Annotated in this window: 16 protein-coding genes; 4 read left to right on the top strand and 12 right to left on the bottom strand. The window is 42.7% G+C overall.

Annotated features, from left to right (window positions below):
* The 8 genes from ADJ77_RS10210 to rimO form a co-directional block, all read right to left on the bottom strand.
* Positions 1-996 (bottom strand): VWA domain-containing protein, encoded by a 996-nt coding sequence (locus ADJ77_RS10210; RefSeq protein WP_025078166.1) that lies wholly within the window; start codon positions 994-996, stop codon positions 1-3.
* Positions 997-1,056: 60 nt separating this feature from the next.
* The gene (locus tag ADJ77_RS10215; protein ID WP_050696375.1) at positions 1,057-2,013 is read right to left on the bottom strand and encodes a vWA domain-containing protein; all 957 of its coding nucleotides are present in this window, start codon (positions 2,011-2,013) and stop codon (positions 1,057-1,059) included.
* 18 nt (positions 2,014-2,031) lie between these two features.
* Positions 2,032-3,075 carry a hypothetical protein gene (locus ADJ77_RS10220; RefSeq protein ID WP_050696376.1) on the bottom strand — a complete coding sequence of 348 codons (1,044 nt, stop codon included), beginning with the start codon at positions 3,073-3,075 and terminating at the stop codon, positions 2,032-2,034.
* The gene (locus ADJ77_RS10225) at positions 3,072-3,944 is read right to left on the bottom strand and encodes a DUF58 domain-containing protein (protein WP_050696377.1); all 873 of its coding nucleotides are present in this window, start codon (positions 3,942-3,944) and stop codon (positions 3,072-3,074) included. Before ADJ77_RS10225 ends, ADJ77_RS10220 begins: the two co-directional genes overlap by 4 nt.
* A 49-nt stretch (positions 3,945-3,993) precedes the next feature.
* Positions 3,994-4,989, bottom strand: a complete 996-nt coding sequence (locus ADJ77_RS10230) for an AAA family ATPase (protein ID WP_025078165.1) — start codon at positions 4,987-4,989, stop codon at positions 3,994-3,996.
* Between the two features lie 204 nt (positions 4,990-5,193).
* Positions 5,194-6,558, bottom strand: coding sequence for an HU family DNA-binding protein (locus ADJ77_RS10235; RefSeq protein ID WP_025078164.1), 1,365 nt, complete (start codon positions 6,556-6,558; stop codon positions 5,194-5,196).
* Positions 6,551-6,844, bottom strand: a complete 294-nt coding sequence (locus ADJ77_RS10240; RefSeq protein WP_025078163.1) for an HU family DNA-binding protein — start codon at positions 6,842-6,844, stop codon at positions 6,551-6,553. The genes ADJ77_RS10235 and ADJ77_RS10240 overlap by 8 nt, the downstream gene beginning before the upstream one ends.
* A 187-nt stretch (positions 6,845-7,031) precedes the next feature.
* On the bottom strand, positions 7,032-8,336 hold the full coding sequence (gene rimO, locus ADJ77_RS10245; RefSeq protein ID WP_025078162.1) for a 30S ribosomal protein S12 methylthiotransferase RimO: 1,305 nt from the start codon (positions 8,334-8,336) through the stop codon (positions 7,032-7,034).
* Positions 8,337-8,401: 65 nt separating this feature from the next.
* Between rimO and ADJ77_RS13530 the strand changes: the two genes are divergently transcribed.
* On the top strand, positions 8,402-8,566 hold the full coding sequence (locus ADJ77_RS13530) for a hypothetical protein (RefSeq protein WP_154663397.1): 165 nt from the start codon (positions 8,402-8,404) through the stop codon (positions 8,564-8,566).
* A 136-nt stretch (positions 8,567-8,702) separates the two neighbouring features.
* On the opposite strand, the gene ftsY is transcribed toward ADJ77_RS13530, so the two are convergent.
* From ftsY to ADJ77_RS10270, 4 genes are all read right to left on the bottom strand, one after another.
* Positions 8,703-9,653: a signal recognition particle-docking protein FtsY gene (ftsY, locus tag ADJ77_RS10250; protein ID WP_050696378.1), complete on the bottom strand. Its 951-nt coding sequence runs from the start codon at positions 9,651-9,653 to the stop codon at positions 8,703-8,705.
* A gap of 1,273 nt (positions 9,654-10,926) precedes the next feature.
* Positions 10,927-12,102 carry an MFS transporter gene (locus tag ADJ77_RS10260; protein WP_025078160.1) on the bottom strand — a complete coding sequence of 392 codons (1,176 nt, stop codon included), beginning with the start codon at positions 12,100-12,102 and terminating at the stop codon, positions 10,927-10,929.
* 309 nt (positions 12,103-12,411) lie between these two features.
* On the bottom strand, positions 12,412-13,230 hold the full coding sequence (panB, locus tag ADJ77_RS10265) for a 3-methyl-2-oxobutanoate hydroxymethyltransferase (RefSeq protein ID WP_025078159.1): 819 nt from the start codon (positions 13,228-13,230) through the stop codon (positions 12,412-12,414).
* Between the two features lie 203 nt (positions 13,231-13,433).
* Positions 13,434-14,057 (bottom strand): HAD family hydrolase, encoded by a 624-nt coding sequence (locus tag ADJ77_RS10270; RefSeq protein WP_050696380.1) that lies wholly within the window; start codon positions 14,055-14,057, stop codon positions 13,434-13,436.
* Between the two features lie 68 nt (positions 14,058-14,125).
* On the opposite strand from ADJ77_RS10270, the gene ADJ77_RS10275 reads away from it, so the two are divergent.
* From ADJ77_RS10275 to ADJ77_RS10285, 3 genes are all read left to right on the top strand, one after another.
* Positions 14,126-14,896, top strand: coding sequence for an RsiV family protein (locus ADJ77_RS10275; protein ID WP_025078158.1), 771 nt, complete (start codon positions 14,126-14,128; stop codon positions 14,894-14,896).
* A 67-nt stretch (positions 14,897-14,963) separates the two neighbouring features.
* On the top strand, positions 14,964-15,587 hold the full coding sequence (rsmG, locus tag ADJ77_RS10280) for a 16S rRNA (guanine(527)-N(7))-methyltransferase RsmG (RefSeq protein ID WP_050696381.1): 624 nt from the start codon (positions 14,964-14,966) through the stop codon (positions 15,585-15,587).
* 66 nt (positions 15,588-15,653) lie between these two features.
* Positions 15,654-16,298, top strand: coding sequence for an MBL fold metallo-hydrolase (locus tag ADJ77_RS10285; RefSeq protein WP_025078157.1), 645 nt, complete (start codon positions 15,654-15,656; stop codon positions 16,296-16,298).
* Positions 16,299-16,320: the final 22 nt, after the last annotated feature.

Consider the following 16,320-nt stretch of genomic DNA (forward strand, 5'->3'; position numbering starts at 1 on the left):
TTACCAACGTTTCTTTCTTTCAAGTACCAAGACATCCACAATGAGTAGAATGGCTACAAGTAGAGCCAATGCCTGGAACTGTTCGTCAAAGTCACTGTAAATAACATTATTGATTTTACCTTTCTGTAGTTTACCAAGTTCTCTGCCGAGGACAGCATCTGCAACATTACTGTTACTTACATGAACATATACACCATGTCCGGCTGCAGCAATTTGTTTACACATATCCTCATTAAGACGTGTCTTCACAATTTCACCACTTGATTTCTTCAATTCTTCTCCGTCAGACATAGGAATAGTAGCTCCCTCTTTAGAGCCGACACCAAGGACAAACACCTTGATACCTTTACTTTGCGCCTGCCTTGCCATTTCCTCAGCACCTCCTTCATTGTCTTCGCCATCCGTTATCAAGATGATAGCCTTACCCACCTTTGATTTAGGTGTAAAGCTGTTAATGGAAAGTTGAAGAGCCTTACCAATATCAGTTCCCTGTGTGCCGATTAATGAGGGGTTAATATTATCCAGAAACATCTTGGCTGACACATAATCACTTGTAATCGGGAGCTGTACAAAAGCATCGCCGGCAAAGACAATCAGTCCAATTTTGTCCTCACTGAACTTGTCCATCAGATTCTCGACCAACAGCTTGCTCTTCTCCAGACGCGAAGGTACTACATCTTCTGCAAGCATTGAATTGCTTATATCAAGTGCTATAATTGTTTCAATACCTTCTCGCTGCCTATTAGTAGCAAGTTTACTACCCACCTGTGGACGTGCTATAATAAGCACAAGCAAGAACAACACCAGTTCTGCCAATGCAAATTTAACCCAGCCTCTCCTCTGACTTATCATCGGAGAAAGCTGACGCATAAGTTCAGTATTCCCAAACTTCTTCATCCGTTGCTTACACTTGCGGACTGAATATGAGTAGATTATTGCTGATAATGGGATCAGCAATAACAGCCACAAATATATGGGATTATCAAATCTAAACATTCTTCAATCAATCTTGTTAAACAAGCCTGTGACTTCTGTTTGAACGATTATCAGAAAGCCTTACGGCAAGCGTTTGAAAACTGTCCAACGAAGCAACAACTCAAAACAGAAGACTATCAATGCCAACCAGGCAAAAGGCATGTAAGCCTCATACAGATGGTCGTATGACTTAATGTTCATTTTCGTCTTCTCAAGTTTGTCTATATCCTGATAGATTCTCGACAACTCCGCCTGACTTTGCGCCCTATAGAATTCACCATCTGTTGACACCGCAATATCCTGCAATGTATTATAATCTATGGCTCCAATATCCTCTCCCGTCTCTCTGCCAAAGCCTATCGTATAAACTCTGATACCGAACTTCTTTGCAATCGTAGCAGCTGTCATTGGTGATATGGAACCAACATTATTGCTGCCATCAGTCAACAGGATGATGATCTTACTTTTTGCCTTTGAATCTTTCAACCGGCTAACGGCATTTGCCAAACCCATGCCAATAGCTGTTCCATCCTGCATCAAACCACTCGTAACCAAATCTGTACGAATGTGATGAAGAAGATTCAAGAGTGCAGCATGGTCAAGAGTCATGGGACATTGTGTAAAAGCTTCACCTGCAAAAATAGTAAGCCCGATATTATCACTGGGACGACTGCTGATAAATTCCGAGGCAACCTCCTTCGCCACCTCCATACGGTTAGGAAAAATATCATCTGTCAACATACTTGCCGAAACATCCATCGTCAGCATAATGTCAATTCCTTCCGTATCTTTATTATCCCAGGCATTATAAGTCTGAGGACGTGCCAATACAATGACTACCAAAACATAGACAATGCAACGCAAAGCCATAGGAAGATGAATCATCTTCACCTTCCAGTTTCTGGGAGCATGCTGATAAGCGAATGTATCGCTCATCCTCATTGTTGGTTCTTTTCCTTTACCGCGAAAGAAATACCATAATAAATAAGGTATCAGCAAAAGAAGCAAAAGAAGATATCCACTATTGGCAAATTCCATTTCTACATTCTATATATATCACATCAAAAGTGCATAAACTTCAGACGCAACGTAAACTAACAATGTTACAGAGACCACAACAAGCAAGCCCATCACCAGTTTGAGTATCTTGCGCAAACGAGTTTCTTTTACATCTTCCAGTGGTTCTACAACTACTTCTACAGGATTGTCAACCTTTGTACTATCAACAAAGTGCGTTATACTATCAAGGTAGAAATCCATATCGTTCACACTCGTTGAATACTTGGCAAACTTCACAAGATCAGCTGTATTGAAGACTTCCTGCAACTCTGCAACATCAGTCTCTTCACATAATCCAGACATACTTCCCAAAATCTCATGGGTAGTCATTTCCAACGCATTGAGTTTAAAACGTTGAGAGATATACGTCCTTAGAACATTGGTAACATCCGTATAGTATGTCTTCTGTTCACTATACGAATTCTTATTTGCAGCTATTTCTGCAAGGTCTGCTTTAGCTTGCTCATAAAACGACAACACACGTGCCTTCTTAGGAGTCCACCCACTCTTCTTATTACGAAGAACCATATAAAGATAGAAAGCAATACCAAGGAGCAGAAGTACAAGAACAGCTAACAATATCACTGGCAACCATTCACTCCAAGAGAAGGGTACCTTCTGCACATCATCAGGCGGCATTGGCATATTCTTCACTGTATCAACAGCTACTGATTGAATCTCTAAAGCAACTGTACCTGTCATCTTTGTCGTTCCACCAACAACCACCTTCTGTGCAGGAATCGTACAGCGTTTAGCATCCCATGCCGTCAATGTATATATTCGCCGGATTTTCAATCCATTATTTACTTCTGCCGTATCAGATTCTTCACTGAGTACTTCAACATTTGGAAATATCTCTTTCTTGCGAGCATATTCTGGAAAAGAAATCCTTGTCCCTTTAGGCGCACATACGGTAATACTATAGTGTGAGCGTCCACCGATTAATATCCGGGAGGAATCCACACTTGCCGTCACCTGTACCTGTGCATGACTAACAACCGCCAGAACAAGTAATGTTATTATGACTATATATTTTCTCATCGGCTTCTCTTTGAAAACAATGTCATCAACATCTTCACATAATCATCATCCGTTGCCACATCTATACTGTCCACATGGCTTTGATTCAACATTTCATGCAGACGCTGTTCACGCTCTTCCCAATACACATTATGTACCTTCCGCAAGCGGGCATCATGCGTATCAATATACATCTCGTGTCCGGTCTCAGCATCCACGACTTTCATCAAACCGACATCCGGCATTTCCTTCGCACGACGGTCATATACCTGAATCGCCACAACATCGTGTTTCTTATTGGCTATACGAAGTTCCTGACTGAAATCCTTTCTAGTATAGAAATCACTGATTAAAAAGGCTGTACAACGCCGTTTCATCACCTTGTTGAGGTATTCAAGACTTACACCGACATCCGTTTTCTTGCTATCAGGAGTGAAAGTAAGCATCTCACGAATAAGATAAAGAATGTGCTTACGCCCTTTCTTCGGGGCTATATACTTCTCAATATGGTCAGAGAAGAATATGACACCAATCTTGTCGTTGTTCTGAATGGCTGAGAATGCCAATGTAGCTGCTATTTCCGTCACACACTCCCGCTTCAGCTGCCCCGCAGTTCCAAAGTCGAGTGAACCGCTGACATCGACAAGCAACATCACAGTAAGCTCACGTTCCTCTTCAAAGACCTTGACATAAGGACGATGAAAACGACCAGTCACATTCCAGTCTATGTCTCGCACATCATCACCATACTGATACTCCCGCACTTCCGAAAAAGCCATACCACGTCCCTTGAAGGCAGAATGATACTGCCCAGCAAAGATGTTCTGGCTCAGTCCCAAGGTCTTTATTTCAATCTTACGGACTTTCTTTAGTAACTCTGTAGTATCCATATACAACGATAATTGCACTTCTTCTTAAACTCTGCTTACCATACTGAGATTAAGGAACCTGCACCTTGTTGATAATCTCACTGACAATATTCTCAGTTGTAAGGTCAGTTGCTTCCGCCTCATATGACAAACCAATTCTGTGACGAAGCACGTCATGCGCAACAGCACGCACATCTTCAGGAACAACATAACCACGGTGCTTGATGAAAGCATAGGCACGACTTGCCTTTGCAAGGTTGATACTTGCACGGGGACTTCCACCGAAAGTTATCATCTGCTTCAGCTCCGGCAACTGATAACGTTCTGGATAACGTGTTGCAAAAACGATATCAGTAATATACTGCATAATCTTATCATCAATATACACATCCTTGACCACCCGGCGTGCTTCAAGAATCTCCCCGGCGCTGACTACAGGATAAACCTCTGGCATACTCTCCTGAAGATTCTCACGAATAACGAGTTTCTCTTCCTCTAAAGTCGGATAATCAATAACAACTTTCAGCATGAAACGGTCTACCTGTGCCTCTGGCAACATATAGGTACCCTCCTGCTCTATCGGATTCTGAGTAGCCATTACGAGAAAAGGGTTGGGAAGAGCAAAAGTAGAATCACCAATTGTTACCTGATGTTCCTGCATGGCTTCCAGCAATGCACTCTGGACTTTAGCTGGAGCACGGTTAATCTCATCTGCAAGTACAAAGTTTGCAAATACAGGACCTTTCTTCACATGGAAAGCCTCATCCTTCTGTGAATAAATCTGCGTACCAATAACGTCTGCAGGCAAAAGGTCTGGAGTAAACTGAATACGGCTGTAACGTGCATCAACAAGCTGCGAAAGCGTCTTGATGGCAAGAGTCTTTGCCAGTCCCGGCACACCTTCAAGAAGGATATGACCATCGCTAAGCAATGAGATAAGTAATGAATCTATCAGATGCCTCTGACCAACTATCACTTGGTTCATACCCGTCGTGAGATTGGTTACAAAAGAACTCTGACTTTCTATCCGCTCGTTCAACTCTCTAATATCAATTGATTCTGACATTATCTTACAATTTATATTGTACTATTATTTCTAATTTCAACGATTCACAAAAGTACAACATAAAAGCCTATGAGGCGAAGAATAGTGTCTAAATTATATTAAAAAAGTCCTTAAATCATAATTTAAAGACTTTTTTAATACATGATTACACCTGCATAACTCTGATGTAATTTTTTATATCCGTTGAAAAAGATAAATAAATGCTTACTTTCTATACTCTGGTCTTAACTCTACCTTTGGAACTTTCATCGTGTCACCAGCCTGCATCGTCTTGCGCCCATTGAGCACCTGGAAATAGCCTATCATATCTGCACCAAGGGTCTTACGACTGTACTTCTCCATCGTCTGTCCTTTCTTCAAAACGACAACACGGTCTATCCCGATGATATTATAGGCACCATAACGGATACGGGGGTCACTGTTCATTGCCGCAAAGGAATCAACTGTCTCTTTCTTACGGTCGGATGCAGTCTGTCGGGCTTTTGCAGCAGTCGTAACAGTGTCCGCAGGAACTGTCTTGGATCCAAGTTCTAATTTATCATCAGAAGAATTTACCTGCTCTGCTACAACTGAACCTTTCCGTGATTTCGTTCCACCAAATCTTACCCAAAGAAAGACTCCAAGGCAGGCAATCACAATAACAGCAATCAAAGCAACCCGCTTCAACATACCGTTTGCAGAGCCGTCAATATCGCCGTCTTCATCATTTATCGTATCAATCGTTTCAGAAAGACTTGGACTTTCCTCTTCCTTATGAGTTTCAACTTCTACAGGTTCTACACTATCTTGCACAACAGAAGTTGCAGTCTTCAGAGACTCAGGCTCAACCATGACAGGTTCTTCCTTCTTCTCTGCAACAAATTCCTGTACGCCTTCTTTATCTTCACCGTGAACCTGAGACCTCACGTTTAAAGCCAAAGCCTCTTCTTTCCCGACATCAGAAAATTCAACATCCTCGTCTATAGGTTCATTATTTGAACCAGCAACGGCATCATCCTCAACGGCTGATATATTATTTGAAGTAGCTCCAGGATCATCCCCAACAGCAGGTTCTTCTTCCACAGCTGGAACATCATTTTGCAGATTCTGAACAGGTCCTGCAGGTTTCACCTTAACATTTTCAGTCTTTTCAACATCATCGGCAACGTCTTCAGCAGCACCTTCGAATGGAAAATCATCAGCCAATTCAGTCTTTCCCCCCTCTGTTGTTTCCTCTGCAGGGACACGTTCCAATTCTTCTGTATTGACACCATCATTGATGACAACCGTCTCAAACTGCGAGAAAGGCTTGTTTACAAGTTCCTTCATCGCTGTGTCCGGGGTAAAAGTTATCTTGTCATGACCTTTAATTAGAACCCGCTCACCCGTATTGACATTGACACTCTCACGAGGCTTGACGGATTGAACCTTGAAAGTACCAAGTCCCTTGATTTTTACCTGCTTGCCATTCTTGAGCTCAGAACTGACAATAGTAAAAATAGCATCAACAAAAGCCGTAGCATCAGCCACTGACAGTTTATACTGCTTAGCCAATGCACTTGTTATCATCTGTATTGCCGTCTTAGCCATTCTCCATTCCTCCCTTTCTTACATGTCCTTTTATCGTAGCTGCGGGCTTGAAGTTCAGCACCAATTTTGGAGGAACAAGCATGCGCAAACCTGTTGAAGGATTTACCATTACACGCTCCAGACGTTTCTTAACCTCAAACGTACCGAAACCAGAGACAGGAACAGCGTCACCCGTCTCGAAGGATTTGCCCATCAGTTCTACAACGGTCTTCACCATCTTCTGGCTTTCCTCCTGCGTATAGCCGGTTTTTGCTGCCAATGCTGCTATGAATTCCTTATTATTCATCCGTCTTTTCCTTATTAATTCAAAAAATCAGAAATCAAGATTCATTATCATGATTTATTCTTTCCCAATAACCTATACTCAAAGTTTTGAACCCTACCTGATACATTTTCGTGCTGACAATCGAAGAACATCTCAAAGGCAACCGTAATCGTCTTAGATTTCAGTAATCATAACTTTGAGCAATGAATTATAACTTAACGACCTCACCGTAAAGGTCAAACTCATCAGAGTCTGTTATACGGACATCATAGAATTTTCCCACACGCAACGACTTCCCTCCCGATGAGACCAGGACTTCCGGGTCAACCTCTGGTGAACAGAATTCTGTACGCCCGATATAATATTCACCTTCCTTACGGTCGATGATGACCTTGAAAGTCTTGCCAATCTTCTCCCCCTCCAGTTCTTCTGAGATACCCTGCTGGATAGCCATCAGTTCGTCAAGGCGAGCCTGCTTTACCTCCTCAGGAACATCATCTTCATAATGTCTGGCACTGTAGGTTCCTTCTTCTTCTGAGTAGGCGAAGGCACCCATACGCTCAAACCTGGCTTCGGTGACAAACTCTTTCAGCTCTTCAAAATCCTCATCAGTCTCACCAGGGAAACCTACGAGCAACGTTGTGCGAAGATGAATGCCAGGCACACGGCGGCGTATCTCTGCTATCAATTCAAGTGTTTCCTGCTTAGTCACATGGCGACGCATACGGTCGAGCATGTGGTCGGAAACATGCTGGAAAGCAATGTCCAAATACTTGCAGACATTCGGTTTTTCAGCGATTACATCGAGAAGGTCAAGTGGGAACTGATTAGGATAGGCGTAATGGAGACGTATCCACTCAACACCTTCTATATCCGCCATACGGGAAATTAACTCGGTAATATGGTGCTTGCCGTCAAGGTCAACACCATAGTAAGTCAATTCCTGTTCAATAATCTGGAATTCCTTTACACCTTGTGAAACAAGGTTCTTAACCTCACCCAGCACATCCTCCAAAGGACGTGAATGATGACGTCCTGTAATCAGAGGAATAGCACAATAAGCACAATGGCGGTCGCATCCCTCAGCAATCTTCACGTAAGCATAATGGCGGGGAGTTGTAAGATGGCGAACACCATTGCACGCCGGCACATCAGCCTTGCCAAGTTCCGTCAGCAGCTGCTTGTAGTTGAACTTTCCATAGAACTTGTCAACCTCAGGAAGTTCTGCCTCAAGTTCATCCTTATAACGCTGTGAAAGACAGCCCATGACATATAGTTTATTGAGCTGTCCGTTCTTCTTCCTGTTTATGAATTCAAGAATCGTATTGATGCTCTCCTCCTTTGCTGCCTCGATGAAACCGCACGTATTGATAACGGCTATCTCACCTTGGGGACGTTTCGAGTCGTGTGTACAATGATAACCATTAGCCTCAAACTGCTTCATGATAAGCTCAGAATCCACAAGATTCTTCGAGCAGCCCATGGTTATAATATCTATCTGATTTTTTTTCATTCGTTTACGTGTGATGGGTGGTGGGGGTTAGGTGATGGGTGGTGATGGGTGGTGATGAATAGTAGATGGATATGGAGGATTTAATGGAGGATTTAATGGAGGATTTAATGGAGGATTTAATGGAGGATTTAATGGAGGATTTAATGGAGGATTTAATGGAGGATTTAATGGAGGATTTAATGGAGGATTTAATGGAGGATTTAATGAAGGATTTAATGGAGGATTGGTGATGACCGATGATGAATTGATGGAGATGAATCTCAAATTATAAGAGTTGTCAACAGAGTATTCCTCAGCGATTTAACATCAGAATTCATCAACACCCAACATTCAACACCCAACATTCAACACCCAACACCCAACACTCTACTTGAACAGACTATCAACAAACTGCACCTTATCAAAGAGCTGCAGGTCTTCCATTCCTTCTCCCAATCCGATATACTTGACAGGAACTTTCAACTGGTCACTGATACCTATCACAACGCCACCCTTTGCCGTTCCGTCAAGTTTCGTGATGGCAAGCGAAGTAATCTGTGTCACGGCAGCAAACTGGCGTGCCTGCTCAAAGGCGTTCTGCCCTGTACTTCCGTCAAGAACCAACAGAACTTCATGCGGAGCCTCTGGGACAACTTTCTTCATTACATCCTTGATTTTCTTCAGCTCGTTCATCAAGCCTACCTTATTATGCAGACGACCCGCTGTATCAATAATCACAACATCTGCACCATTTGCCTTGGCACTCTGCAACGTATCAAAAGCCACGCTTGCGGGGTCAGCACCCATCTGCTGCTTTACGACAGGTACACCGACACGGTCACCCCATATCTGAATCTGCTCGACAGCTGCGGCACGGAAGGTATCGGCAGCACCAAGATAAACTTTCTTGCCAGCCTGCTTGAACTGCCAGGCGAGCTTGCCGATAGTTGTGGTCTTTCCCACACCATTGACACCAACAACGAGAATTACATACGGATGTGCTCCCTCTGGCAGCGTCCATTCACCATTGTCACCCGTGTTGTTTTCGGTGAGCAATGCCGTAATCTCACTCTTGAGAATATCATTCAGTTCGCTTGTCGACACATACTTGTCACGTGCAACACGTTCTTCAATACGGCGGATAATCTTGATGGTTGTATCTACACCCACGTCAGATGTAACGAGAATTTCTTCAAGGTCATCCAAAACCTCATCATCAACTTTTGACTTTCCAGCCACTGCGCGTGCCAGTTTTGAAAAGACATTCTGCTTTGTCTTCTCAAGACCCTTGTCAAGCGTTTCCTTCTTCTTTTTTCCGAATAAACCGAATAATCCCATATAATTAGCTAATTTGATGCAAAGATAATAAAAAGTTGACGAAATAACAAATTTGCATCACTTCAATGCTATTAACCACTAATTGCGGACTGACTAATGCTTACCCTCGATGCAACTAATGCCTGATTTAATTCCAACTAACGCCCCTTTTAATCACTTAGCATCTCTTTAACATTTCTGACAATGATTTGAAGATAAAACTTTAGGTTCTTCCGTTAAATGCGTAGATTGGAAACAAAACAAAGACTTATACACCTGCATGGTAATGACTATCCAAAAGCAGACGGTCTCACAAAAAGGGATAAAACACAAGATAAAAAGGTAGAAAAGGCAAACAGATACCATGTCTTTCCGTCTTCTACAAATGACTTATTCCCACAGCAACCAACGTTTGTAAATTATTTTCATGCGGTTCGAAGCTAACACATGGTCTTTTGGCTTCTAAAAGACGCCCAATTGACTTGCAATAGATGCCCTTTTGAGGTCTAACTGACGCCCTTTTGAAGTCCAATTAAGCACCTTTTCTTGCACGACTCCATAACCAACTGATTTACTGTTGGTTATGAACTTGCTTTTTACACGTGTTTTTACCTTTATCTGTAGGTACTTTACCCGAAATTATGTCATGATTTTTCAAACTGTTGTCTGCAATTTTCAAGGTATTAACATGAAAAGGTTTTCTGTGTCGGAGGATGATAATAAAGTAGGAAGCCAAGACCGTCTTGGCTATGTTTTTATTTATTAATAAGGTATTATATTATATGGGATTCTCTTTTCTTATGCTGCAAATCCTTGTTGTGATTTATGATTCGTGTGATTGCCTCCCTTATATGTCACTTGCCCGAAAGTTTCTTTTTTTATTTTTTGGACATTGTCTCTTACAGAGGCAGATGGAAGGCTGACCAGCTTTTCTCATGCATCCGTTTGCCTATCTTTCTGCAGGACAGCCTGTTGCAAGATGATTTGCAGAACTTGTACCCCCTTGTGCCCGAAAAACATTGCTTTTTCTGGTAAATCATGGTTAACTTTGCAAACAGAAGAAAAGAAGCTCCAAGCCCCTCCCCCTTGCCCTCCCCCAAAAGGAGGGAGTAGATAGCGAGACACCCCTAATGTTATGGTTACATTTCTCAAACGCAAAGACAAGCTCTGCCAAACTTATAACATAGCGTTCTTGAATAATCACCTTTCACCTCCCCAAAAAATAAAGCAAACGAGGGTAAACTGAAACGTTAGCAGAGATGACAGGAGGATATCTACCAGACACTAACAAGCATTATCGATGTTTATGTTTTACATACCAGCCATGAACAAATGCAACATAGAGTATCAGTGCAACAGCCAACAAGACAAGGCACAGCCACAATACATAAGAAGGCTCACATCCGAGAAGACCGAATGAAATCACCAAGCCCACTCCGATACCTGTTTCCCAGGCAAGAAGGAACGTACTCTGACTTGTCCCACGCTGGCAGTGGTCGGACATCTTGATAAAAAAGAGCAGGAAACGACTACCTATTATTCCCACACCAAAACCAATGAGAATAGGCGCAATGTAGCTGACACTCGCCTGGTTTCGTGTAAGCAACAACAGAACAGCTATCCCCATTGTTATCATCCCTGTTGTTGCCTCACTGCGGAGATCGGCATCAGCAAAGGCGAAACGCTCAGCAAGAATGGCAACGAAAAAACCCAACATGATAAGTCCGTAAAAACGGGGGGATTGTTCTATAGTCATCAGAAGTCCTACCGCAGAAGTAACAAGAGCTATGTTTATGAAAAGCCAATGACTGCCTTTCAGTAAGAACCGATCAAAGGAAAAGCGAGAGAACTCCTCACTCGGCATACGGAAAGGGAAGTTTATCAAACTGACAAAAACGAAAGAAACAAGCAAACAGACACACGACAGGAGAAGCACTGTGCCAAAGTTCATGTAATGATAGACAAGAATACCTGCCAACGGACCAAGAGAGAGAGCAAAACGGCCGAACCATGTCGCTGCATGATTAGCTTCTGTCCTGTGAACAGCCTCAACGGTATCAATAATCAGCGTACTGAGCAATACGAGTTGTGAAAGTCCAAAGAAAGCTCCCTGTAAAAAACGTAGTCCTACGAGCAGCATATAATCGAAGGAGTTATAAGGCTGTTTGCTCAGTTCATAGAGCACAGCCGTTACTGCCAACAAGAACAGTATTGAAATACTAAATACCCTCTTACGACGATAACGTTGCACCAGATAGCCCGAAAGGCAGCCAAAAAGATATATCCCGACAAAGAAAACACCCAGCACCAATGCTATCTGCGACATGGAATATCCTCTGCTCATCATCCGCAAAGGAATAACAGGGATAAGCATATAAGAGGACATGACCAGCAGGAGGTTTGCCATAGCCAATAACCAAAAGTGCTTATTCCACAAACGAACGTGAACAGGTATGTTTTGAGTATCCATAATTCTATATTTTATTCCGAATCCAAAATCTGTAATTTATGATTACTGATATTTATCAGGATGTAGTATTCATAAAGACATTCCAAATATAAAAAGCCACTGTTAATATGGCTGTTTAACGAAAAAAATACTGTTCGCATGCTTTGTACATCACCATGAAACATTACTTACAAAAGCACTGACTGTGCCTTCCAATATCCTAATACAACCTCACATTTATTTTAAAAACTATTTTATTCTATCAAAATCAGCAAGGAAGACGATTCATATTTCCGAAATAAAACTATAAATACTGAATTGCCGATAATATCAATACGCCTCCGCATCCGATGGGAAAGTACTCTCCTTCACACATTTAATATACTCCTGTACACCCTCTGTCATACATTTGTTGACATTGGCAAAATGGCGCAGGAACTTAGGCTTGAAACCCTGAGTCATACCAAGCGCATCGGCATAAACGAGAACCTGACCATCCGTGCCATTACCAGCACCGATACCAATCGTGGCAGCTTTGACCATTGACGTAACCTTCGTCGCCAAGGCTGCAGGAACCTTCTCAAGGGTAATTGCACTTACTCCAGCGGCATCAAGCGCAAGGGCATCTTCTATGAGTTTCTCAGCCTCAGCCTCATCTTTAGCACGAAGACCGTATCCCCCAAACTTATGGATGCTCTGAGGAGTAAGACCAAGGTGACCGACAACAGGAACACCCGCCTCTACAATTCCTTTAACTGTATCGACAATTTCCTTGCCCCCTTCCATCTTGAGAGCACCTGCACCAGTTTCCTTTATGATGCGTATAGCATTACGGATACCCTCCTCACGGCTTATCTGATAAGAACCGAACGGCATGTCGCAGACAACAAGACAACGCTGGCATGCACGCACAACAGAACGTGCATGATAAATCATCTGTTCAACGGTAATCGGTGTCGTATCTTGATTACCTGCCATCACATTCGATGCAGAGTCACCAACGAGAATACTGTCAATTCCCGCAGCATCAATAATTCCTGCCGTTGTAAAATCATAGGCGGTCATCTGGCTAATCTTCTCACCTGCCGCCTTCATTTCCAAGAGTGTCTTTGCAGTTACCTTCTTCTTATCTGTTGTTAAGTATCCCATATTCTCCAGTCTTGAATTCAAAACTATGACACACTCTGTCTGTTAACAGTTTGGAACATAATCCTTCGTATGCCTTACCATGCACTGTCACCGGGCTACGTTTGTTTCAATATACGAAACATGACACCCTCCAACAGGACACAACTTTCAGTTTCGAACTTTAAATTTTAACTTTTCTTTTCGGGCTGCAAAGTTACTCCTTTTTAATCGTCTGACAAAGTAAAACCTTCATAATTGCTAATTACCTCCTTCGTATAAGCCTCTATTTCTGCCACAGAATTGGTAGTTGCAAGACCTATAACACGTGCACCAGAGGCAATCCCGGAGCGTAATCCATTGAAACTGTCCTCAAAAACGACGCACTCCTCTGGTAAGACTCCAAAATAGGCTGCTGCCTTGAGATAACAATCAGGTGAAGGTTTACTCTCAGTAAAGTCTTCTGAGGTGAGAATCTCATCAAAATATCCTTTGAACTCTGGATGCCTTTTATAAACATTCTGCATCTTCTCAAGATTAGAACTTGTGACAACCGCAGTCTTTAAACCTTTATTTCTAAGTTCCTTTACAAAGTGCTCGAAACCAACTATATAATCATACGACATGTTATGCTCGTATTCGTTCAGAAGATCTGTAATCTCCTTTTGCATGGTTTCTTCCCCAGCAAAATACTTATCATAAATCTGCACCAATGTCTGTCCCTTTATTACATACTCAAAATCAGGAACATCAGGACGATACTTATTACCCATATCATGCCAGAACAAAGTATATAAAGGCTCTGTATCCAATACAACTCCATCCAAATCAAACAAACACGCTTTTATCATTCTTTCCTTTTTATTATATGTGTATAATGCAAAGTTACAAAAACTTTTCGTAACTTTGTCGCCTATATATGACAAAGAAGTTATTTACAATATTCGTGTTTTCCGCAATCCTGATGTTCCTGATGACAAGTTGTGGACGCAAATCATCAACACCGAAGAAACTGGAGATTCCAACGGCTGTGGTATCTATTGACACCATAGCACACTTTTCGGATGCTATTCAATGTCACGTTCATATTGAATTCACTTATCTTAAAGACAACAAATATGCAGCTGTCAATGATTCTTTATTGAGAATGGGGCTTCTGCAGCCAGATTATTTCTCCTTATCTTACGACAGACTTTCTCCCCAAACAGCTATCCCTGCCTTTGCTCGTCAGTATGTAAAGGAATATATGGAGATTGCCCAGCTTGTTCGTCAGAGAGAGAAGGGAAAGAGCCAGCTCATCGGTGAACTGACCATCAAGACTGAACTGAAAGCTGCTGCGGATGATTATATTACCGCCCTATCACATATCGCCATCAACAATGGTAACGGACAGCTTACGAAGTACATGATTGTACGCAACTTCAGTTCTAAAGACGGACATCTTATCACACTGCAGGAGCAGTTCGGCAAGGACTATAAAGAGAAACTGACAAAGGAAATCATCGAACGTCTGACCGACCGTGAGTATCTTGACAAGGATGATATTGCAGGACTACAGGCAAAAGGTTATTTCACAGGTATAGCCCCCTATCCTGCTGACAATTTTATCCTCACCGATGACTCTACGGTATTCATCTATACCCCCGGTGAAATCAGCCAGAAGGAAGTGAGAGTAGCTATTGACAACTAATCCGCCCTTTGGGTTTACACCCCAGCTTATCTTCACTCCAACAACTCCTATCCTATTTGAAAAGATTATGATAGAAATAATTAAGAAATACTTTCCACAACTCACCCCAAAACAGGGAGAACAATTTGCAGCACTCGATGCACTGTACCACGATTGGAATGCCAAGATTAATGTCATTTCACGCAAAGACATTGACAATCTCTACGAGCACCATATCCTTCACTCACTGGCGATAGCCAAGCGTATTAACTTCCGTGAAGGCACAAACATCCTTGACTTCGGTACAGGAGGCGGTTTCCCCGGTATTCCGCTCGCCATCTTCTTCCCCGAAGCCAACTTCAAACTTATTGACGGAACAGGCAAGAAAGTGAAAGTTGCACAGGAGGTTGCCGATGCTATCGGGCTTGACAATGTCCTACCGGCCCACTTACGTGGAGAAGAGGAGAAAGGCAAGTTTGATTTCATCGTATCACGTGCTGTCATGCCACTGCCTGACCTGATGAAGATTGTCAAGAAAAACATTGCACATGACCAGCACAATGTCCTACCGAACGGTGTCATTGCCCTGAAAGGTGGAAACCTTGATGAAGAACTGAAACCATACAAGAACATTGCCGAAAAGACAGAACTTTCGCAATGGTTTGATGAAGAGTGGTTCAAGGAGAAATACCTTATTTACGTACCGGGATAATTCTTTCCTCACGCATGAACGTACATCACCGCTCTATTTCACCCATTTTACCCACAATAATCACTTATGCTTAAAATCCAGACTTTTGAGGTTAATCCACTCCAGGAGAACTGCTACGTTGTCAGTGACGAGACAAAGGAATGTGTCATCATTGACTGTGGTGCGCTTACTGAGAGTGAACAGAACGCTATCATAGATTATGTCAAAGAAGAAGGGCTTACCCCTGTACATAATCTTGGCACACATGGGCATCTTGACCATCACTTTGGCGATGCCGCCCTCCTTGCCGCCTTCAATCTTCAACCAGAGGTTGCGGAAGGCGATGCCGTATTTATGAACAACCCCAAACAGGCTGCTGCTCAGATGCTCGGAATGGAACTGGAGCATAATCTGCCTGCCGGAAACTTGAAACTTGCTGAAAGTCAAACCATACCCTTCGGCTCTCATATCTTCAAGATCATCCGCACTCCGGGACATTCAGGCGGTTCAGTATGCTTCTATTGTGCAGAAGAAAACGTCCTCTTCACTGGCGACACATTGTTTAAAGGAAGTATTGGCAGAACCGATTTTCCCGGTGGCAGCATGTTCCAGATTATCAGCAGTCTCCGTGAACTCGCACAGCTCCCTGACACAACCGTGGTTTGTCCGGGGCATGGACCGCAGACATCCATAGGATTCGAGCTTGCCCATAACCCTTATATGGACCGATAAAAAAACAAATCATACAACCCAT

Source organism: Prevotella fusca JCM 17724 (assembly GCF_001262015.1).
Classification (GTDB): Bacteria; Bacteroidota; Bacteroidia; order Bacteroidales; family Bacteroidaceae; genus Prevotella; species Prevotella fusca.

Bases quoted from the DNA above. Each gene is read 5' to 3' on its own strand.
- ADJ77_RS10210 (WP_025078166.1), bottom strand. From the start codon at position 996: ATGTTTAGATTTGATAATCCCATATATTTGTGGCTGTTATTGCTGATC.
- ADJ77_RS10215 (WP_050696375.1), bottom strand. From the start codon at position 2,013: ATGGAATTTGCCAATAGTGGATATCTTCTTTTGCTTCTTTTGCTGATA.
- ADJ77_RS10220 (WP_050696376.1), bottom strand. From the start codon at position 3,075: ATGAGAAAATATATAGTCATAATAACATTACTTGTTCTGGCGGTTGTT.
- ADJ77_RS10225 (WP_050696377.1), bottom strand. From the start codon at position 3,944: ATGGATACTACAGAGTTACTAAAGAAAGTCCGTAAGATTGAAATAAAG.
- ADJ77_RS10230 (WP_025078165.1), bottom strand. From the start codon at position 4,989: ATGTCAGAATCAATTGATATTAGAGAGTTGAACGAGCGGATAGAAAGT.
- ADJ77_RS10235 (WP_025078164.1), bottom strand. From the start codon at position 6,558: ATGGCTAAGACGGCAATACAGATGATAACAAGTGCATTGGCTAAGCAG.
- ADJ77_RS10240 (WP_025078163.1), bottom strand. From the start codon at position 6,844: ATGAATAATAAGGAATTCATAGCAGCATTGGCAGCAAAAACCGGCTAT.
- rimO (WP_025078162.1), bottom strand. From the start codon at position 8,336: ATGAAAAAAAATCAGATAGATATTATAACCATGGGCTGCTCGAAGAAT.
- ADJ77_RS13530 (WP_154663397.1), top strand. From the start codon at position 8,402: ATGGATATGGAGGATTTAATGGAGGATTTAATGGAGGATTTAATGGAG.
- ftsY (WP_050696378.1), bottom strand. From the start codon at position 9,653: ATGGGATTATTCGGTTTATTCGGAAAAAAGAAGAAGGAAACGCTTGAC.
- ADJ77_RS10260 (WP_025078160.1), bottom strand. From the start codon at position 12,102: ATGGATACTCAAAACATACCTGTTCACGTTCGTTTGTGGAATAAGCAC.
- panB (WP_025078159.1), bottom strand. From the start codon at position 13,230: ATGGGATACTTAACAACAGATAAGAAGAAGGTAACTGCAAAGACACTC.
- ADJ77_RS10270 (WP_050696380.1), bottom strand. From the start codon at position 14,057: ATGATAAAAGCGTGTTTGTTTGATTTGGATGGAGTTGTATTGGATACA.
- ADJ77_RS10275 (WP_025078158.1), top strand. From the start codon at position 14,126: ATGACAAAGAAGTTATTTACAATATTCGTGTTTTCCGCAATCCTGATG.
- rsmG (WP_050696381.1), top strand. From the start codon at position 14,964: ATGATAGAAATAATTAAGAAATACTTTCCACAACTCACCCCAAAACAG.
- ADJ77_RS10285 (WP_025078157.1), top strand. From the start codon at position 15,654: ATGCTTAAAATCCAGACTTTTGAGGTTAATCCACTCCAGGAGAACTGC.